This is a genomic window from Photorhabdus temperata (assembly GCF_025384845.1).
Classification (GTDB): domain Bacteria; phylum Pseudomonadota; class Gammaproteobacteria; order Enterobacterales; family Enterobacteriaceae; genus Photorhabdus; species Photorhabdus temperata.
The window spans coordinates 24,222-44,011 of record NZ_JAJAFX010000042.1 but is presented as its reverse complement, the minus strand read 5'-3'; the positions used below and the strand labels follow the sequence as shown (position 1 = coordinate 44,011).

Below are 19,790 nucleotides of genomic sequence, written 5' to 3'. Positions count from 1 at the left end.
ATGTACTTGTCTGCATCTCGAAGCTTTGTTCTGTATCGTTGGCGAAGTCTTGATTAATGTGAATTGTTTCAGATGGACTATTCTCTTAATTGTCCGTCTGGTTATGGTGAAAATAGACGGTAAATGTCGTTATGTTCTAATTAAGTTGACTGAATAACCACCAGTGTATTGGTTTGGCAACCCCTTAATCATAAAAATATTAAGGGATTCGTATGTGATTTATTGGTTATCTGAACAAGTTCCCTTTAATGCCTTGGCATGATAGGCGATATGCTCGCCAATAAAACTAGCGACAAAATAGTAGCTATGATCATAGCCGGTGCGCAGGTTCAGTGTGTAGGGATGCCCAGTGCTTTCGCACACATTTTTCAGCAGCTCAGGGCGTAGCTGTTCTTGAAGAAACGGGTCATCAGTACCGATATCAATTAACATATGCAATGGCTTGGCGCTATTGCTCAGCAGCTCGATTGCATCATAGGCTTTCCATGTGTCACGAACTTCGCCCAGATAAGCGCGAAAAGCTTTTTCTCCCCAAGGAACCTGAGAGGGGGCAACAATCGGTGAAAAGGCTGATATGCTGTGGTAACGATCTGGATTGCGTAGCGCGATCATCAGTGCGCCATGACCGCCCATAGAATGACCACTAATGGCCCGGGAGGCTGTTACCGGGAAGTGTGCTTCGATCAGTGTCGGTAGCTCTGACACCACATAATCGTACATGCGATAGTGAGGTACCCAAGGTTCCTGTGTTGCGTTGAGGTAAAAACCGGCGCCCTGACCCAAATCATAAGCGTTGTCATCCGCAACGTTCTCACCACGAGGGCTGGTATCTGGGGCGACAAGGATAATACCCTGTTCGGCAGCGTAGCGTTGAGCACCTGCTTTAGTGATGAAATTCTGCTCATTGCATGTTAAGCCTGAGAGCCAGTACAGTACCGGTAATTTCTGATGTTCAGCCTGAGGAGGAAGGTAAACAGCAAAATTCATGGCACAGCCAAGTACGGCCGATTCGTGCTGATAAACATCCTGCCATCCCCCAAAACAAGCGTGGCGTTCAATTCTTTCCATTCTTTTTCCTCTCGGTAAACCTTACAGGTTCACTCATTTCACGGTAAATCCGGCCATCGTTTCCTGTTTTGTTAAAAACCGTCTGTCAAAGCACGGTTTTTAACTCCCGCAAAACAGCTTAGTAATGGATAACTGTGCGAATGGATTTTCCTTCATTCATTAGTTCGAATGCTTCGTTGATGCGCTCGAGCGGTAAGGTGTGAGTAACAAAAGGCTTTAACTCAATTTTACCTTTCATTGCCTCTTCCACCATTTTAGGCAACTGACTGCGGCCTTTAACACCACCAAAGGCGGTGCCTCGCCATGAACGACCCGTGACCAGTTGGAATGGCCGGGTTGAGATTTCCTGTCCTGCACCCGCCACGCCAATAATCACTGATTGTCCCCAGCCACGGTGTGCACTTTCAAGCGCGGCACGCATAACATTAACATTACCAATACACTCGAAAGTATGATCTACTCCCCATTCCGTCATCTCAATAATGACCTGCTGAATAGGCTTATCGTAATCATTCGGGTTCAGGCAGTCGGTTGCCCCGAACTGTCTGGCCAGCTCAAATTTTGCCGGATTTGTATCAATGGCAATGATCCTACCCGCTTTTGCCTGACGGGCTCCCTGGAGCACGGCAAGGCCAATGCCGCCGAGCCCAAAGACGGCGACAGAGTCACCAGGTTGCACTTTTGCGGTATTGTGCACTGCGCCAATGCCGGTTGTGACACCGCAGCCCAGCAAACATACCTCTTGATGGTTTGCTTCCGGGTTGATTTTTGCCAGTGATACTTCGGCTACGACTGTGTATTCGCTGAATGTAGAGCATCCCATGTAATGGTAAATAGGCTGTCCTTGGTAGGAAAAACGGGTTGTGCCATCCGGCATGACACCTTTTCCTTGAGTTGCCCGTACGGCCACACACAGATTGGTTTTTCCTGATTTGCAGAACAGGCATTCTCCGCATTCCGCGGTATAAAGAGGGATAACGTGGTCACCGGGTTTGACGCTGGTGACGCCTTCACCAACTTCAACGACGACACCTGCGCCTTCATGCCCGAGCACAGCAGGAAAAATGCCCTCCGGATCATCCCCTGATAGGGTGAAGGCATCTGTATGACACACACCGGTATGGCTGATTTTGACCAGTACTTCACCGGCCTGGGGTGGGGCAACATCGATTTCAACGATTTCAAGGGGACGGCCCGGCCCGAATGCAACAGCGGCTCGTGATTTCATATTTTTCCTTAATAGATAACCGTTCTAGGATTTACCGTAGGCAGAAAAAGTAAAGCTTTAGCCTATAAGGCCCTGCTTTTTCAGGGCCTGTATGTATTACTGTATAACATCGATTAAGCCAAGATCATTATTTAATGTTGTACCACTGATCATATAGTTGGCAATCGCTTGACTCCCTTTTTTGTATGAAAAAACTTGATGAGCTTCATTATCACGCCCCCATACTACAAATACATGCATATAAACCATCATCCCATCAGGAACCCCAAGATCGCCTGGATCAAGAGTCTTTGTGACTCCAAGAGTAATATCATCACTTTGTTTACTTAGAAACTTTTCACCGTTGTCATCAATATAACTAAATTGGATTCTAGCAACGAATCCGCCTGAGTTTTTAAGGCTCATTTGTCCAATTTTTTGATATTCCATAATAATTTCCTCTTCAGAAAAATACTAATGATATTTAGATATTCAACTACATAAATTGTCAAAAATTTAAAAATAAATCTTAGTGGATGAAAATAAATAACACCTTAAAACAATCAGAGAAAATGAATGTTATGTGTGTTTTCGGAGTGACATAATTATCTTATATTGTTTTGATTGATAATAATTTCAATTGGTAGATTTATACAATTAGTCTTTATTATTATCCATAATTTCTTTAAGTGCAATAAAGTGTTCGATTAATATATTTTTTTCATTAGGTTTAACTGAAATAGCGATTGATTGTGGTAAGACTGGAAACTGACCATTGATACAATGTCGTGGGGAAACTGATCTGACAACGGTTTCTTCAGAATTATGTGCGAATAGAATAAAAAGCATTTTTACCGGGGACATTCCTAAGGCCATATTTTCATTAACCTGATGTATATTAAATAAATACTTCCTTGTTAATTCATTAATATCATGCTCTTTTATCGTTTTTGCATCTTTATATTTTGCATCAAGTATTATAATTAGTGGGTTTTTCCAGCTTTTTGAATTTATTTTCATGATAAAATCAGGGTGAAAATGGTGTTTTCCATATTTATTAGAATCAGTATTGTTACTTGTATCAACAAGATCCCCTTTTTTACTATGGGCGCTTAAAGGGAAAATTTTTGCTTCGTAAAATAATTCAATGTCATATTTTTCATTTTTAAATAAGAAATAATTATTAATTTCATTTTCTGGTCTTTTTATTGTGACGCCGCCGAAAGGTAATTCTTCCGCATGAAGTCTATAACTTTGTTCAATAAGCTGAACTTTATAACTTTCTTGAATAATTTCATGTAATAAAATCAATACAGTAGTTTCATAAATTGCTGAAAGGTTTTTTAATCCGGAAAAAAGTTCTTTGCCAATAAAAGAGGATGTTGGTGCATGGTGGTACTGCTCAATAAGATAAAAGGTTTTTCTGTAATGGTTATGTTTAGCAACATAAGGTGTGACTTTAGGAACGATACCTATTGGTGCTGTTGAGGGTATTTTTTTATTAAACAATAATCTTGTTTTTTCTAAAGTGTTAATTAGGTTTTCAATTTTTTTGGATTTATTTTTTAAGGCTAAATAGGCATATTTTGACATTGTGTGGTTAAATTGGATAAATTCATTTTTTTCTAAGGATTGGATTTTATCTTTAGGGGAAGTCAGTGATTCTTTAAGCATCATCAGGAAGATATTAGCTTGTTTTAGAAAAGCGTGGATGACTTTGTTTTCGTAAGTATTCGTATTTTCTTTTAGTGTCTCTTTAGGAAGTTCATTGAAAGCATATCCTCTGTTATTATAGAATATGTTGGCGTCTTCATTATTCGCAGGAGATAACTGGTCAAGATTGTATAATGCCCACATAATTGAATCTGGTCCGGTGGGTTGCCCTTGTTTTGATAGAATTAATTTAGGTTCTAAAGTGTGTTTATGTTCTATAATAAATAATGGAAAATGTTGCGTCAAATAATTAACTGTTTCTTTTATTATTTCTAATTTATTGAAATTAAAAATATTATCTTCATTCGATGAGGTGATTTTTCTGCTTTTTGAAAAACAAATGGAAACAATATCCTCTAAGTTTTCGGTTAGATATTCTAACATAATGTTTGCTAAGACGACATTTTCTCGTCTTGCCAGAATATCAAAGGTAACACTATAGATAGGATCATATTGGTTTCCTAAATAAAGATAAACTTGGCTTTCCCCAAAGAAGTTATAAAAATATCTTGAACGATGTGAGCTCAGTGGTTCTATTGACGTGTATATTTTTTCGCTATTTTCATAGTGAGAAAAAATTAATTCCAGAGATGTATCTCCTATGATTATTATAGGCGTGCTATTTTTCTCAATATCATCTTCCGATAAAGAAACTTGAAACAGAATATGATCTAATTCTGTAATTTGATATTTGTTGTTGATTCTGAGATCAACAACTTCCCCATCAGAAATTGAATTGATAAACATTTCCCAACAGATCATATATTAGCCCCATAACAAAACATATTTTGGTTTCCGGTGCTAATAATTCTTCTTAGCAGTTTATGTGAGCGTTCCATTTCGTCAGGTAAATTATCTAACAAGGTATTTAATCGATTACCAAAATTCTGTCCATAGCCATTTAAAAGAGGTAATATATGTTGAACTACAGCGTAATCTAATGCTTTGTATTTACTTTCGATATACATCATTGGGCCAGCCACATTATGGTATGAGCGAATAGCTTTTATTTTTCGATATGAAACAATAACGGGAGTTCCGAATTCTGGGTTATCATCACGTAAAGTTTCGATGATTAATTGCAGAATTCGCTCAATATCTGGTGTCATTTCTAAAGATCTTGGAAGGAAAATATCAATGAATTTATTTCCAGTAATTGGAGAAATGCTTAAATCTTTATGGGTATCTGATTTTACTACACTCAAATCATAGTCTTGTTCAAAATCATCAAAATTGATTATAGCAGCCCTGTCTAACAACCTGGGAGTAAGGGATTGAACAGATTCGTCCTGATTGATAGTGCCTAAAAAGCGTAAATAGGTGGGTACCTGAAAATGTTGCTCTTCTGGATTACCGGTTAAAATTATTCGTTTAGACTCAGGATCGGCCATTTCAAGGAACGGGCTGAAGTAGTGTTCCGGTTGTGAAAGGTTAAATTCATCAAGTAAAACAATAGCTGGAGCGGCTGATTCAATTTTCTCTTTCATTTCGTAATGAAGATGTCTAATTAAATCAAACAACCCAGTAGCGGAAGGGATAAATGATTGGGATAAAGCATTATAGAAACCTAATACATCTCTTGATGAAGTCCAACCTCGTGCAACAGGAATATTTAATAAGCGATTTTGTAGCCCCAGGCTGGCTGCTAGTATTTTTGCCAGCGATGTTTTCCCCGTTCCAGGTAATCCGCTAAATAATGTAAACTGACATTGTGCTATGGTTGTCAGAATATTCGCAACGGTATAATAATCTGTTTTACGGCCTCGATTATTTAAAGCATCAAGGACGCTATTGATTAGATTTTCACGGGTATCTTCATCACTTTCAGTTGCTGAAATTTCCCTTGTTATGACATTATAATCCAATGAGCTAAATACTGCTTTTGGCTTTAAACCACATAAAGCATCTACATCGGGTTTAAGCTGAACTAACCTGCTGGTTAATACTTCATTACTTTCTCTCAGTTTTTTCGCAACATCCTCAACCTGTTCTTCCATCTGCCTTTTTCTGTCTCTATATCTGTCGCGTTCACGCTCCAGATCATCTATTTCATTTTTTAAGTCTTCGATTTTTTTAAAACGACTATGTTTTTCTTCTAAAACTTTGACTTCTGCGGTTAGAGTATCTAATTCTTTACGCCGGGAAGATAGCTTCTGTTCAATCTTATTTTTTTCTTCTGCCGTAATGGTGATTGTTGATATCTGACCACCATTGAATAGAAACAGCTCTCTTGCTCGCAGCATTTTGCGGATATCAGCTTCTACTTGCTCTTTTTTATTGACTAACTCATTAAATGTTTGTTGCTGATTTAATTTATCTTCTTGTAATTTCTTTAAAAAAGATTGCTTTTCTTCCCGAAAATATTTTTCTTTATTTTCGTCGATATATTTTTTTAAAATTTCTTTTCCTTTATCAATTGAAAGAAAACTATCCATCAAATCTTTCCGGGTATTATCCCAACTTTCTGCCATTTCTAAACTTTGAAATAGCCTATTAAATCTTTCAGGGAAAGTTCTAAATTCTTGTGAGGAAGTATAGCACTTACGGATTTGTGCTATTGTTCCTTTGTTGAAACTTCTTATCTCAGAGTTTTGTGCAATTCTATTCCCATAGGTTGAAATGATTTGATCGTTAGTTATATAATCGATGGTATCATCTATGTTTTCAAATATTCTTTTTATATTGCATAGAAAAGTCATATGTGAATGATTATTTTGTGATAAATATGCGATACATTTCTGGATGCCTATTTTTCCAATATGAAATTGCTGGATTTTATTTAATGGTGTACTTATGGGTTTTAAATGTAAAATATGTTGGTTTGTTGCTGGGTCTATTTCATCAATATAATCGAAAGGCCCATAGATATAGCTGTCATTTTGGATTAGGATTGTTTTTGTTACGGGTTTCTCTGTTAAAATAATAACTGCTTCGTTAACGTCAGGAAATGGAAGATCGTAAACTTGGCAGGCTAAAAGCCCTTTGATCTCTTCGCAAAAGTTTGCTCTGGTGATATATTGGCAGTTCCCTTCTTTTTTCTCAAAGTTTGTTGGAACACATGTTGCTGCAAAAAGTGAGGAACTATACTTTTCACGTAATTCGCTATACCCTGAAGTAACGAAAACCTGTTCAGTTTCACAAAATAAACTTTCTTTATTAATTGGTACAATTTCACCATTATTCAAAATCTCAAAATACACTCTGAGTTTCCCTAGCTGATCTTCTCTTTCGTAGGAATACCCTTTTTCTATCATGCATAGCACTTTTCTTTCGTTTGTTTGCATCTTATCTCTCGTTGGCCTAAGTATATGTCTGAAAATGAATCATAACATATCGTAAAATATATTCACCTATGATTTAATTTAATCTGAATTGATTTATTGAGTTCTTAGTTTATCTATTGAAAATATCTAACTACAATCGGTAAAATGAATGACTATATTATTCGTTGAAGTATAAAACGGAATAATTAGGCATTCATTTTATAAGAAAGTATTAATGTATTTCAGGACTGAGAATGTTCCTCAATCACCGCACAGATTATTACTTGTCATCATTCCACCGTCCGGTGAGGTATAGCCGAGGCAACCGAGAATGGTGTCATATAGCTCAACATGGCGATAGATATTACCTGTTTTGGCCTGTGTTCTGAGGTTTTCAAAAGCCTGAGCATTATTTGGGGCAGCCATGAATTTATCTGATGCCCAAACTATCAATGGCACACGGAATTGTTCCGGTGGCGCTATATGACGTGGTGTGCCGTGCAAATGGGAATCATCGTCGATCGATTCGCCGTGGTCTGAGGTGTAAAATACCAGCGCTTTTTTATCCCGTACCTGGTCAATGACGTTTTTGATAAAGTAATCGGTGTATAAGATGCTGTTATCAAATGCGTTGATGAGCTGTTCTTTGCTACAGTCATCATCGACGTTCATGCATTCCGGCTGATATTTAGCAAAGCTGCGCGGATAACGTTGTGAATATAGATAGTGAGAGCCTTTAGTATGCAAGATGACCAGATGTTTGCCGTTTGGATGATGTTCCAGTGATTCTTTTAATTCATTAATTAACATCATATCGTCAACAGGTTTGCCATCGTTGCGGCTCTCAGAGGCGATCAGTTCACGGAAAGCAAAATTGTCCACCTCGGTCTTGTTATAAAACCAGACTTCACTTTGCATTGAGAAAAGTTCTGAGCTGAATCCCAATTTATGCATAACTGAGAATATGTTTTGTTCTTTCAGTGTGCGCTGGTCGTTATTTTTGGTGCCCCCTTCGCGTACAAACATACAGCGCAGGGAAAGTTTGGTGGCAGTGTCGCAGGATTCACCACGAAATGCGACCAGGTTCGGTTCTTTGCTCAGAAGTGGGGTTGTATCGCGCTCATATCCCAATATTCCCATATGATCCCAACGCGCAGTTTCACCAATGATAAATATCACGTAGGTATCATTAATGCCTTGTGGAGCGACGTAAGTGAACTTTTGTGTCGGATCAAACAGTTCATTCTGATTCAGATATTCGTCTGTCGCAGTAGTAATATATAACCCTAGCGCAGTTAGCCAGTTAGAAGGTAAATAAGAGTGCGCAACCACACCGCCATAGCTTGGCATATCGATATTATTGAGCGCGTCGTTAGCTTTTTGCTGAGTGTTCATCCAGTCCAGCGGAACCCATACCAGTAATGCAGCCATTAGCATGACTGCCAGTGATTTTATTCGCTGGCCGGGGGTTCTCAGTTGTTCAAGCAGAGTATTGTGTAGATTACCCGACCAGATAAGCAGTAGTGGCAAGATACTGAGCAAAATTAGCCAGATGATAAAGTTGTAACCAATAACTTCAACGGATAAATCAATATCTGTAGTCAAGACTGAAGCAATAATGCCGTAGCCAATAACGACATTAAAGAAGGTCATGTAATAGCTGGCGGCAACCGAGAAAAGAACTAATAAGCTGGCAGTAATACGGTAGAACCAGCGTCCGCCTAAAGAAAGAAGACGTAACAGAAAAAAGGTAAATAGGACAATGGTAAAAGCTTTAATGCTGCCGGTAACCAACTTAGAAGTGTGAATGCCAGTATGAGTCTCTTCAAAATGACGATAAAAAACCGATAGATTGAGAAAAATGCCGATATAGATCGCCAGTAATAGCGCTTGTATGGGATGTGGCAGAGATTTTATTTTTTTCATTAGCTTAGGGAAACCTTGGTAAACTTAGTTTGAAAAATGAGGCAAACCTGTAGATCATTCATTACTTAACGAATATTTGTGGTTATTTACAATTCTGGCTCCTTTATTTTTTCTATCAGTCCATTACCAGCACATTTGTACATAAGAGTATCTTGAATTGCTGTGGTTATTTTTTGCAGATTGTTCTGACAAACGACAGTAAAAGCTATTAGTATTGAGACAATGATCACTTGGATTGATAACTATTTTCAGAGAAATATCAATGTTACATGTACTGACATGGCCCGATCTTTTTATTTGTATTTTTGCTGTTTTTTTTGCTTACCTGGTTTTTGGTATGGCTGGGTTTGGTTCTGCACTTATTGCCAGCCCGATTCTGGCGCTTTATATCCCTGTAGTGAAAATTGTTCCTCTACTTGCGTTGATAGATTTAACCGCCGCAGTCATTAATGTTGCCAGAGATGGCAGAAGAGCCGAGTTTAGGGAACTCAGGCTAATTGTTCCGTTAATGATTATCGGTAGCTTGATTGGTGCAGCGATTTTATTGATGGCCCGACCCGATGTTTTGGTTTTGGTATTAGGGTTATTTGTTGTTTTCTATTCACTTTATTCATTATTTTCTGGTAAAGCCTATCGTCAATTCCCGGCTAAAGCGGCGATTCCGTTTGGTTTGGGGGGCGGTATTTTCAGCGCATTATTTGGTAGTGGTGGTTTTCTTTATGCCATTTATTTGACCGGGCGGATACCCGATAAGGAAGCTTTTCGGATTACTCAGACGACTTTAATTGGCTTCAGTACCCTGACAAGAGTGATTATTTTTGTTGTTCTGGGTATTTATCTGGATAGTTCATTCTTGTTATTAATACTGGCGTTTATCCCAGCGATGTTATTGGGAATTTATTTAGGCCGTCAGATGACACTGAAAATTTCCAGAGGGACATTCCTAAAGTTTATTAACATCATTGTGCTGGTTTCAGGGTTAATGCTGATATATCGTTATATATTTACTCTTTGAAATAGTAACTAATAAAAATTTATTTGTTTCGTATAATATCAATAAATTGTTATTTTCAATTTATTTCGCATTTATTTTCTCTGTCTTTTGCTGGAGATTCATGAGATATGCCACTCCCTGGCTTTTTGCCACTGATTACAGTTAAGACCAATTTTATAACGGCTTGATGGGTTTAAAGATTTTTTGAGTTTGCTGTCTTCGATTCCTGTTTCATCCAGTAGCATCCCTAGAAGTGCTCGTGTTGATGGAGGATAATGGTTTAGCGCAAGTTTTATCGCCATTTTGATTTGTCGGTTATCTAACTCATTAAGTTTATTTCTTAATATACTTAATGCATCAGATGGGGAGATATCTGGGATTTTTTTTATACCATTTAATGCATCCAATATTTCAAGTGCGGCTTGATTGTTTTCATTTACCGGTGTGCGGGAAGGGATAATTTTTACCCGTAGAGTTCCCATATCTTTTTTTTGTCGCGATCCTGCCATTGCAATTGTGATAGTCTTGACATCCTCCCCCACTTTCGCACTTCGTGACTCAAGAGGGGGATCCCCGTTAGTGGGCGACGGCTGATCGCTCTGCGTCTGGTTCCTGCTTCAACGGGCGGCCTGATTGCTCCGTCCCTCCACAGGCAAGCACGGCATGCCCTGCCGCTAACATGTTACGAGCGCCGTTTACATCTGCGTTCGCGGTATATCCACACACCTGGCACACAAATTTACTCTGCGACAAGCGGTTCTCTTTTGCTGTATGACCGCAACATGCGCACCGCTGGCTGGTGTATGCCGGAGGGACTGCCAGTACCTGACCGCCGCGCCAGCGCTGCTTATATTCTAGCTGACGGCGCATTTCATACCAGCCCTGATCCCGTATCGCGCGATTTAAGCCTGATTTAGCCCGAACGTTCCTTCCGGGCTGTTCTGCCGTGCCTTTCGCTGACTTCGACATGTTACTGACCTTCAAATCTTCAATCACGATCATCGCGTGGTTTTTGCTTATTTTCGTGGTGGTCTTATGAAGGTAATCGCGCCGGATATTGGCGATGTGCGAATGCAGACGCTGAATTTTTCGCTTCTGTTTCTGCCAGTTGGCGCTGAACTTAACTTTGCGGCTTAACTGACGCTGAAGCCTCGCCAGCTTGCGCTGATTGCGCTTAAAACTGTTTACAGGTTCGTATATTGTGCCATCCGAGAGCGTGGCCAGTTTTGTTATCCCCGCATCCAGCCCAATCATTGAGGAGGATTCATGCTGGGGTTCAGGTGTCTCAATTTCGACCTGAAATGAGATGGACCATTTACCCGCTGACTGGCTGATGGTGGCATTTTTAATTTTTCCGTTCACCTCCTGCGATTGCCGGAATTTAACCCAACCGAGACCCGAAGGCAGTTTTACCCGACGAGGTTTAAGTCGACAATATTTCTCAAAATTAACGAAGCGGATCGCATCGCGTCCGTCATTTTTTCTCTTAAATACAGGCGCTTTTGCCGACAATTTTTTATCAAAACAACGTTTCCACGCCCCGTGTAAATCTTTGAGTTTTTGCTGAAGGTTATCCGTGTAGGCTTCCTGCAAAAAGGCGTGTTCTGGCATGTTTTTCCACACCGTGAGCATCCTGTTCAGCTCAAAAGCGGAGGGAAGTTTGCCGCCTGACTCAAGCATGCGCTTCGTTTCGTCAAGCCCGTGATTCCAGACGAAACGAGCACAGCCGCATAACTGCCGCAGACGCTGCGACTGTTCTTCGGTTGGCTCTAGTCTGAACTTGTAGGCTTTCAGTATTAGCATTATCATTCAGTGTGTAGTCAGTTTGTTCTCTATTTTACTGTGCCTTCGGCTAACTTCAATGCAAAAATACAAAATTAATCGTTCACGACATGCCGCCTTTCTTTTGCATGTACATCTTGTGTTTGTGACCAAATACCGTAGAAAGATTCTTGGCGAGCGACACTATGCAGCCTTTCATCAGTATGCAGGTGAAATCTGCCGTGACTTCGGCGCAGAACTTAAAGAAAGTCACGGCGATTTAGATCATGTTCATATGCTGATTGAGTATCCCCCGACCGTTCAGCTATCGGTATTGGTTAACTCGCTGAAAGCAGTCACCTCCCGTCGCTTACGTAATGAGTTTCTGGACTTACGCGGAGCATACGGAAAGGCCGTTCTCTGGTCTCGCTCCTACTTTGCGGGTTCATGCGGTGGAGCACCGCTGGAAGTGGTGAAACAATACATTCAACATCAGCGTGGCTAATGATTCTACGGGCTTTTCAAGCCCGTCCAAATTCCCCTCCCGCCTGATGTCGGCGGGAGTACCCTTTGGAGGTAAAGATGGGAATTTGAGTTGTTAAGCCCAGCTTATTATACAGACTGATTCCAGTTATATAGCCGATACGGCGTCCGTTACGAAATCAGAAGGTTTTGATTTTCTCTTGATCTGAAGGTTTTTGCTCGCCAAATAGCCCGTTTTTATCAGTTTGGTTTTGATGCTCATGGTTTACCTCCTGTTGGTGACTTTATCAAGTTTTTCACGAGAAAAACATGACAATAAACAGGCAGCTTTTTTGTGTTAAAAATACGGTTAGCTCTTGATTCCAACACCATAATCACTGGATAATCTTTCGCCTCAAATTCTCTCACCGTTTTTTATTCTGAAAGCCAAACGATTGCTTTTATGGTTTGTGAAACCAATTGGTGCAATATTCATTATTGTTATTAGGTGAAGTAATCGTTTTCGTTTGGCGGAAAGCGGAGAAATACATGAATATAATGCAGGGGAACAACATGATATCCGGCACTCAGGCACCAGCTAAATACAAGCTGGATAAGTATTTTAAATTGACCGAACGTGGAACAACGGTACGCCGTGAAGTTCTGGCAGGACTCACGACTTTCCTGGCGATGGTTTATTCAGTCATCGTTGTTCCGGGTATGCTAGGGCAGGCTGGGTTTCCTCATACTGCTGTTTTTATTGCGACCTGTTTGGTTGCCGGTTTTGGCTCTTTGTTAATGGGGCTTTGGGCTAATCTGCCAATGGCGATTGGTTGTGCAATTTCACTGACTGCATTTACCGCTTTTAGTTTGGTTTTGGGGCAGCAAATCAGTATTCCGGTTGCGCTCGGTGCGGTATTCCTGATGGGCTGTTTGTTTACTGTGATTTCTGTTACCGGTATTCGCTCCTGGATTTTGCGCAATATTCCTATGGGTATTGCTCATGGTGCGGGGATTGGTATTGGGCTGTTTTTGTTGCTGATTGCGTCAAATGGCGTTGGTTTGGTCATTAAGAACCCGTTGGAAGGTTTGCCTGTTGCTCTGGGTTCGTTCACTTCTTTTCCGGTTATGATGACTTTGCTTGGTCTGGCGGTTATTTTTGGCCTGGAAAAATTGAAAGTTCCAGGTGGCGTGCTGCTAGTGATTGTGGTGATTTCTGTTATCGGGCTGATTTTTGATCCGGCTGTGAAATATCAAGGCTTCTTTAAAGTACCCAACTTGGGAGATGACGGCCTGTCTTTGGTTTTTAGTATGGATATTATGGGGGCTTTGCAGCCGATTGTATTACCCAGTGTACTGGCATTGGTAATGACTGCGGTATTTGATGCAACCGGTACAATCCGCGCAGTGGCGGGGCAAGGGAATCTGTTGGATAAGGGCGGGCAGATTATTAATGGCGGTAAAGCGCTGACTGCCGATTCTGTCAGCAGTATTTTTGCAGGCGTCATCGGTGCCTCTCCGGCTGCGGTATATATCGAATCAGCGGCGGGTACCGCAGCAGGGGGTAAAACAGGTTTAACTGCAACAGTTGTCGGTATCCTGTTCCTGTTAATTTTGTTCCTTTCTCCACTTTCATATCTTGTACCCGCGTATGCGACCGCGCCGGCGCTGATGTATGTTGGTTTGCTGATGTTGAGTAATGTCAGAAAGCTGGACTTCGATGATTTTGTTGGAGCGATGTCCGGTATGCTCTGTGCGGTCTTTATTGTTCTGACTTGCAATATTGTCACCGGTATTATGCTGGGTTTCGGTTCTCTGGTTATTGGCCGTGTCTGTTCCGGCGAATGGCGTAAGTTAAATGTCAGTACAGTAGTGATCACGATCGCTTTGGTAGTATTTTATGCTGGTGATTGGGCTATTTGATTGATTAAAAAGTGCGTAAGGTGTCTTCATGCCTACGCACTTTGCCATTTCTTGCGATTACTTTTGAATTCTCAATTATTTCACCGCTATTTATCTGATTAGTTTACAATATTCCTGCAATTCTTTCGGATACGACTCAGCATGTATCTACCTTTTTCGATTGATTCAGTTATTTTAGCATTAAGATCTATTCTCACGGTTTTTGTTTTGGCGGGAAGAAAAGAGTCTCAATCTGTATATCAACGGTTCTCAGGTAAATTGTAAGGGCAACATGGAAATATTCTTTACTATTCTGATTTTGATTTTGGTGGTTTCAGTCTCTGGTGTTTTGGCTAAGGTGATTCCGTTTCGCATACCTCTGCCGTTAATGCAAATTGCAATGGGTGCATTGCTAGCCTTGCCGCATTTTGGCTTACATGTGACTTTCGATCCTGAGCTGTTTCTTGTCTTGCTAATCCCTCCTTTGTTATTCGTTGATGGTTGGAAAACGCCAACCAGAGAATTTTTCCAGTACGGAAGGGAAATTTTCATACTGATGCTGGTATTGGTACTGGTTACTGTTATCGGTATTGGTTATCTGATCTACTGGCTGATGCCAGGCATTCCATTAATTGCTGCCTTTGCCCTTGCCGCCGTGCTATCACCAACGGATGCGGTGGCTTTATCATCCATTGTTGGAAAAGGGCGCATGCCTAAGCGTATGATGAGTGTGATGGAAGGGGAAGCGTTGATGAATGATGCTTCCGGCCTGGTAGCCTTAAAGTTCGCTGTAGCGATAGCGATGGGAACGATGGTATTTACTGTTACCGGTGCGACTATCGAATTCTTTAAAGTTGCTATCGGCGGTTTGTTATCTGGTATTGCGGTGACCTGGTTATACAGTAAATCCCTGCGTTTGATGAACCGCTGGAGCGGTGGTGATCCGGCAACCCAAATTGTTTTCATGTTGCTGCTGCCCTTTGCTTCTTACTTGATTGCTGAACATATTGGTGTTTCCGGTATCCTTGCCGCCGTTGCTGCGGGTATGACTATTAGTAAATCCGGCGTTATCCGTAACGCGCCGTTGGCGATGCGGCTGCGGGCCGATAGTGTCTGGTCAATGCTGGAATTTGTGTTTAACGGCTTGGTATTTATCATGTTGGGCCTGCAATTACCGGAGATCTGGAAAACATCCGTTGTGCAGGCAGAGCTTGATCCAACAGTTGAAACCTGGATGCTGTTCGCCGCAGTTGCCGTGATTTATGGTGCACTTTTATTGCTGCGTTTCTGCTGGTTGTGGCTGATGAAGAATATCAGTAAAACTTTGATGAAAAAGAATCCCCTGAATTTCGCGACTTATACTACACGTGAATTATTGCTGGCATCTTTTGCTGGGGTTCGTGGTGCAATTACACTTGCTGGTGCATTGTCTGTTCCGCTGTTTCTGACGGATGGCACGCCATTCCCGGCACGTTATCAGCTTATTTTTATTGCTGCCGGGGTTATCCTGCTCTCGCTGTTAGTTGGGGTTGTCTCTTTGCCATTCTTGCTACAGGGAATTAAAGCTTCCGATAAGCAGGCTGATATCAGTGAAGTGCGAATGGCGCGGGCAGCAATGGCAGAAGTGGCTATTGTCAGTATGAATAAGATGGAAGAACGCCTTTCTGCCAGCACGGAAGAGCAATTGGATGCTGAGGTTATTACCGAAGTTGCTTCCAGGGTAATTGGTCATTTGCGTCGTCGTACTGTAGGGCAGGATGAGATAGAACATAATCTGCTGGTGGAAGATTTGGAGCGTCGTTTCCGTCTGACTGCGTTAAGGGCAGAGCGCGGTGAGTTATATCATCTGCGTGCAACCAGAAAAATCAGCAATGAGACACTTCAGACTTTGTTGCATGATTTGGATCTACTGGAGGCTTTACTGGTAGGGAAAGAGCACTGATAGCCTGTGATTCACGGGTTATCATGACAATCTTGTCGATTGCGTTATTCAACCTGTTGGTGAACATCTCACTGCTTGTGTTTACCCGTGTGTTGGTTTTCCCACCGGAACCTTGGCAATGATGAATAGTATCTTGGTTCCGGTGGGATGGCTGATAAATTTACCATTGAAGGAAGTTTGGTTGTTGCGTTGTTCTGGGCTCACCAACGCTTGATCTTGAAATTCCCTTCACGAATGGCAGATTATCCATCGCGTGCTGGCGTGCGGAATGGATAAATGCGTCAATCTCAGGCTGGCGTTGTTCACCTTCACGGACGGCAGCGTAGAGCCTGCTCCATAAACCTTCTCCCAGCGTTTTCGTTACCACTAGCCCTTGCCGTTCAAATGTTTCAACAACCCAGTGTGGCAGAGCTGCGATCCCCATACGGGCGGCGACCATTTGAATCAGTAACAGCGTGTTATCCACATTTTTCAGGGTGGGGATGACGCCGGCGGGTTGCAAGAAACGTCGCCAGATATCAAATCGTTGGCGCTGAACGGGATAGATCATCAACGTTTCATCAATTAAATCCTTTGGCTGGATGTGCAGCTTATTTGCCAGAGGGTGATCCGGGGCGACAATCAATTTGACCTCATAATCAAATAGTGGCGTGTAGTGCAGATCGCTATCAGGAAGAATATCTGATGTCAGAACGACATCCAATTCCCGTTGCAATAGTGCAGGCTGTGGATCAAAAGTGACGCCGGATTTGAAATCCACATTGACCTGCGGCCAGGTTTCGCGGAAATGTTTGAGTGCGGGTGTTAACCATTGAATACAGCTATGACATTCAATAGCGATACGCAAATTGGTCTGGCCCGGTTCCTTGCATTCGCGCAGTGCGTTTTGGACCAGTGGGAGAACTTGTTCTGCCAACCGTAATAAAACTTCACCCTGTGGTGTAAAACGAAGCGGTTGACTTTTACGGATAAACAATCGAAAGCCAAGGCGGTGTTCAAGATCGCTGAATTGATGAGACAAAGCGGATTGTGTCTGATGCAAGTGATTAGCCGCTGCTGCTAATGAACCACAATGACTCAATGATTGTAATGTTTTTAAATGTTTTATTTCGATCATGAGAAACCTTCAGGATGATAATGAATAAATTGCGCTTGTGGTTTATACCTTACCTGTTGATTATGGATGTGTAAACATCTAGACGGCTAAAAATGACGGGATAATGAAAATGACGATTATTAATCACACACTTGGCTTTCCACGTATCGGTTTGAAAAGAGAATTAAAAAAAGCTCAGGAAAATTATTGGGCAGGGAAAATTTCTCAGCAAGAATTATTGGAAACTGGCCGTGAGTTACGTGCCCGTCACTGGGAACAACAGAAGCAGGCTGGTGTTGATTTAGTGCCGGTTGGTGATTTCGCTTGGTATGATCATGTTCTGACCACCAGCTTATTGCTGGGTAATGTACCACCGCGTCATCAGAATGCAGATGGCATTATTGATCTGGATACACTATTCCGCATTGCCCGCGGTCGTGCACCGACTGGTGAGCCTGCCGCCGCCGCAGAAATGACTAAATGGTTTAATACTAACTACCATTATATTGTGCCGGAATTTCAGCAAGGCCAGGAATTTAAACTGAGTTGGACTCAGTTATTGGAAGAAGTGGATGAGGCTTTGGCTCTGGGCCATAAAGTGAAACCCGTTTTACTGGGACCGGTGACTTACCTATGGTTGGGTAAAGTGAAAGGTCAGGTGTTTGATCGCCTCTCTTTACTGAAAGATATTCTTCCTGTTTATCAGCAAGTGTTAGCTGAGTTAGCTAGACGTGGTATTGAATGGGTTCAGATTGATGAACCTGCTCTGGTACTGGAATTGCCGGAAGAGTGGCTGGCAGCTTATCCGGTTGCTTATCAGGCGCTTCAGGGGCAGGTTAAATTGTTGCTGACCACCTACTTCGATAGCATTGGTCACAACTTGGAAATTATTAAATCTCTGCCTGTACAGGGGTTGCATGTAGATCTGGTTGCCGGTAAAGATGATGTTGCGCAGTTGCATGAATCACTGCCAAAAGAGTGGCTGCTTTCCCTGGGGGTAATTAATGGCCGTAACGTATGGCGTGCTGATTTAACCGCTAAATATCAGTTGATTAAACCACTGATAGAGAGTCGTACACTGTGGATTGGTTCATCTTGTTCTCTTCTGCACAGCCCTATCGATCTGAATGATGAAACCGCTCTTGATGCAGAGGTGAAAAGCTGGTTTGCGTTCGCATTGCAGAAATGTGAGGAATTGGCTCTGCTGGCTGCGGCGTTGAATCAGCCAGAAGGCAGTAAACAAGCAGAATTGGATGCTTACAGTGCACCAATCCGTGCCCGCCGTGAGTCTAAACGGGTGAATAATCAGACTGTTACTCATCGCCTTGCCGCTATTGAGCCACAGGATAGTGAACGTAATCAACCCTATCCACAGCGTGCGGAAGTACAGCGTCAGCGCTATAACCTGCCATTGTGGCCAACAACAACAATTGGATCATTCCCGCAAACAACGGAAATCCGCGGCTTGCGTCTGGATTTCAAAAAAGGTCGGGTAGATGGCGCCAGCTATCGCACCAACATTTGTGAACATATCAAGCAGGCAATCAACGAGCAGGAACGTTTAGGATTGGATGTCTTGGTTCATGGTGAAGCTGAGCGTAACGACATGGTGGAATACTTCGGCGAACACTTTGACGGTTTTGTCTTTACGCAAAATGGCTGGGTTCAGAGCTATGGCTCCCGCTGTGTTAAGCCACCGGTGATTATTGGTGATGTCAGCCGCCCAGAAGCTATCACTGTAGAGTGGGCTAAATATGCTCAATCGTTGACGGATAAACCTGTCAAAGGGATGTTAACCGGGCCGGTGACTATCCTCTGCTGGTCATTCCCAAGGGAAGATGTCAGCCGTGAGACTATCGCCAAACAGATTGCATTGGCACTGCGTGATGAAGTGGACGATTTGCAGAAAGCCGGCATTGGCATCATCCAGATTGATGAGCCGGCATTGCGTGAAGGTTTACCATTGCGCCGCGAAGAGTGGCAGGCATATCTCGATTGGGCTGTGGATGCATTTAAATTGAGTGCTGCAATTGCCGAAGATGACACACAGATTCACACTCATATGTGTTATTGCGAGTTTAATGACATCATGCCTTCCATTGCGGCACTGGATGCGGATGTGATTACCATTGAAACTTCCCGTTCAGATATGGAGTTGCTGGATTCATTCGAAAACTTCTCTTATCCGAATGAGATTGGGCCAGGTGTTTATGATATTCATTCACCTAACGTGCCCAGTGTTGAATGGATTGAAGCATTGTTACGCAAAGCGGCTGATCGTATTCCGGTTGAACGCTTGTGGGTTAATCCGGATTGTGGCCTGAAAACCCGTGGTTGGACTGAAACCCGTCAGTCACTGGCAAATATGGTACAGGCGGCGAAACGTCTCCGCGAATCAGTAAAATAACTCAATCCAGTCATTCGCCCATCACCTTTATTGGTGATGGGCTTTTTCA

The 19,790-nt window shown here is 42.1% G+C and carries 14 protein-coding genes; 5 read left to right on the top strand and 9 right to left on the bottom strand.

Features of this window, described 5'->3' with window-relative positions:
- Positions 1-219: 219 nt before the first annotated feature.
- The 6 genes from fghA to eptB form a co-directional block, all read right to left on the bottom strand.
- On the bottom strand, positions 220-1,068 hold the full coding sequence (fghA, locus tag LGZ99_RS16280) for an S-formylglutathione hydrolase (protein WP_021324974.1): 849 nt from the start codon (positions 1,066-1,068) through the stop codon (positions 220-222).
- Positions 1,069-1,186: 118 nt separating this feature from the next.
- Positions 1,187-2,296, bottom strand: coding sequence for an S-(hydroxymethyl)glutathione dehydrogenase/class III alcohol dehydrogenase (locus tag LGZ99_RS16275; RefSeq protein WP_023045092.1), 1,110 nt, complete (start codon positions 2,294-2,296; stop codon positions 1,187-1,189).
- Between the two features lie 96 nt (positions 2,297-2,392).
- Positions 2,393-2,725, bottom strand: coding sequence for a hypothetical protein (locus LGZ99_RS16270; RefSeq protein ID WP_023045093.1), 333 nt, complete (start codon positions 2,723-2,725; stop codon positions 2,393-2,395).
- Between the two features lie 207 nt (positions 2,726-2,932).
- The gene (locus LGZ99_RS16265; protein WP_036840201.1) at positions 2,933-4,750 is read right to left on the bottom strand and encodes a nuclease domain-containing protein; all 1,818 of its coding nucleotides are present in this window, start codon (positions 4,748-4,750) and stop codon (positions 2,933-2,935) included.
- Positions 4,747-7,272, bottom strand: a complete 2,526-nt coding sequence (locus LGZ99_RS16260) for a DUF8727 domain-containing protein (protein WP_036840199.1) — start codon at positions 7,270-7,272, stop codon at positions 4,747-4,749. The genes LGZ99_RS16265 and LGZ99_RS16260 overlap by 4 nt, the downstream gene beginning before the upstream one ends.
- A gap of 240 nt (positions 7,273-7,512) precedes the next feature.
- The gene (gene eptB / locus LGZ99_RS16255) at positions 7,513-9,177 is read right to left on the bottom strand and encodes a kdo(2)-lipid A phosphoethanolamine 7''-transferase (RefSeq protein WP_036840197.1); all 1,665 of its coding nucleotides are present in this window, start codon (positions 9,175-9,177) and stop codon (positions 7,513-7,515) included.
- Between the two features lie 262 nt (positions 9,178-9,439).
- Here eptB and LGZ99_RS16250 point away from each other — a divergent pair, with 262 nt between their 5' ends.
- Positions 9,440-10,192: a sulfite exporter TauE/SafE family protein gene (locus LGZ99_RS16250; RefSeq protein WP_023045097.1), complete on the top strand. Its 753-nt coding sequence runs from the start codon at positions 9,440-9,442 to the stop codon at positions 10,190-10,192.
- Between the two features lie 98 nt (positions 10,193-10,290).
- Here LGZ99_RS16250 and LGZ99_RS16245 read toward each other — a convergent pair whose 3' ends face one another.
- Both LGZ99_RS16245 and LGZ99_RS16240 read right to left on the bottom strand, forming a co-directional pair.
- Entirely contained in the window at positions 10,291-10,713 is a 423-nt protein-coding gene (locus LGZ99_RS16245; RefSeq protein WP_155806617.1) for a hypothetical protein, read from the bottom strand.
- A 34-nt stretch (positions 10,714-10,747) separates the two neighbouring features.
- Complete coding sequence (locus tag LGZ99_RS16240; RefSeq protein WP_262979347.1) at positions 10,748-11,974, bottom strand: RNA-guided endonuclease InsQ/TnpB family protein; 1,227 nt, start codon at positions 11,972-11,974, stop codon at positions 10,748-10,750.
- 58 nt (positions 11,975-12,032) lie between these two features.
- Between LGZ99_RS16240 and tnpA the strand changes: the two genes are divergently transcribed.
- The 3 genes from tnpA (at position 12,033) to LGZ99_RS16225 (ending at position 16,238) form a co-directional block, all read left to right on the top strand.
- Positions 12,033-12,437 carry an IS200/IS605 family transposase gene (gene tnpA, locus LGZ99_RS16235; protein ID WP_046974954.1) on the top strand — a complete coding sequence of 135 codons (405 nt, stop codon included), beginning with the start codon at positions 12,033-12,035 and terminating at the stop codon, positions 12,435-12,437.
- 530 nt (positions 12,438-12,967) lie between these two features.
- Positions 12,968-14,317: an NCS2 family permease gene (locus LGZ99_RS16230; protein WP_023044646.1), complete on the top strand. Its 1,350-nt coding sequence runs from the start codon at positions 12,968-12,970 to the stop codon at positions 14,315-14,317.
- A 271-nt stretch (positions 14,318-14,588) separates the two neighbouring features.
- The gene (locus LGZ99_RS16225) at positions 14,589-16,238 is read left to right on the top strand and encodes a Na+/H+ antiporter (RefSeq protein ID WP_021326077.1); all 1,650 of its coding nucleotides are present in this window, start codon (positions 14,589-14,591) and stop codon (positions 16,236-16,238) included.
- Positions 16,239-16,398: 160 nt separating this feature from the next.
- On the opposite strand, the gene metR is transcribed toward LGZ99_RS16225, so the two are convergent.
- Positions 16,399-17,355 carry an HTH-type transcriptional regulator MetR gene (gene metR / locus LGZ99_RS16220; RefSeq protein WP_021326076.1) on the bottom strand — a complete coding sequence of 319 codons (957 nt, stop codon included), beginning with the start codon at positions 17,353-17,355 and terminating at the stop codon, positions 16,399-16,401.
- 109 nt (positions 17,356-17,464) lie between these two features.
- Here metR and metE point away from each other — a divergent pair, with 109 nt between their 5' ends.
- Positions 17,465-19,741: a 5-methyltetrahydropteroyltriglutamate--homocysteine S-methyltransferase gene (metE, locus tag LGZ99_RS16215; protein ID WP_036840191.1), complete on the top strand. Its 2,277-nt coding sequence runs from the start codon at positions 17,465-17,467 to the stop codon at positions 19,739-19,741.
- Positions 19,742-19,790 lie beyond the last annotated feature (49 nt).

Excerpts from the sequence above, each read along its gene's own strand:
- fghA (WP_021324974.1), bottom strand. The coding sequence starts at position 1,068 with ATGGAAAGAATTGAACGCCACGCTTGTTTTGGGGGATGGCAGGATGTT.
- LGZ99_RS16275 (WP_023045092.1), bottom strand. The coding sequence starts at position 2,296 with ATGAAATCACGAGCCGCTGTTGCATTCGGGCCGGGCCGTCCCCTTGAA.
- LGZ99_RS16270 (WP_023045093.1), bottom strand. The coding sequence starts at position 2,725 with ATGGAATATCAAAAAATTGGACAAATGAGCCTTAAAAACTCAGGCGGA.
- LGZ99_RS16265 (WP_036840201.1), bottom strand. The coding sequence starts at position 4,750 with ATGATCTGTTGGGAAATGTTTATCAATTCAATTTCTGATGGGGAAGTT.
- LGZ99_RS16260 (WP_036840199.1), bottom strand. The coding sequence starts at position 7,272 with ATGCAAACAAACGAAAGAAAAGTGCTATGCATGATAGAAAAAGGGTAT.
- eptB (WP_036840197.1), bottom strand. The coding sequence starts at position 9,177 with ATGAAAAAAATAAAATCTCTGCCACATCCCATACAAGCGCTATTACTG.
- LGZ99_RS16250 (WP_023045097.1), top strand. The coding sequence starts at position 9,440 with ATGTTACATGTACTGACATGGCCCGATCTTTTTATTTGTATTTTTGCT.
- LGZ99_RS16240 (WP_262979347.1), bottom strand. The coding sequence starts at position 11,974 with ATGCTAATACTGAAAGCCTACAAGTTCAGACTAGAGCCAACCGAAGAA.
- tnpA (WP_046974954.1), top strand. The coding sequence starts at position 12,033 with ATGCAAAAATACAAAATTAATCGTTCACGACATGCCGCCTTTCTTTTG.
- LGZ99_RS16230 (WP_023044646.1), top strand. The coding sequence starts at position 12,968 with ATGATATCCGGCACTCAGGCACCAGCTAAATACAAGCTGGATAAGTAT.
- LGZ99_RS16225 (WP_021326077.1), top strand. The coding sequence starts at position 14,589 with ATGGAAATATTCTTTACTATTCTGATTTTGATTTTGGTGGTTTCAGTC.
- metR (WP_021326076.1), bottom strand. The coding sequence starts at position 17,355 with ATGATCGAAATAAAACATTTAAAAACATTACAATCATTGAGTCATTGT.
- metE (WP_036840191.1), top strand. The coding sequence starts at position 17,465 with ATGACGATTATTAATCACACACTTGGCTTTCCACGTATCGGTTTGAAA.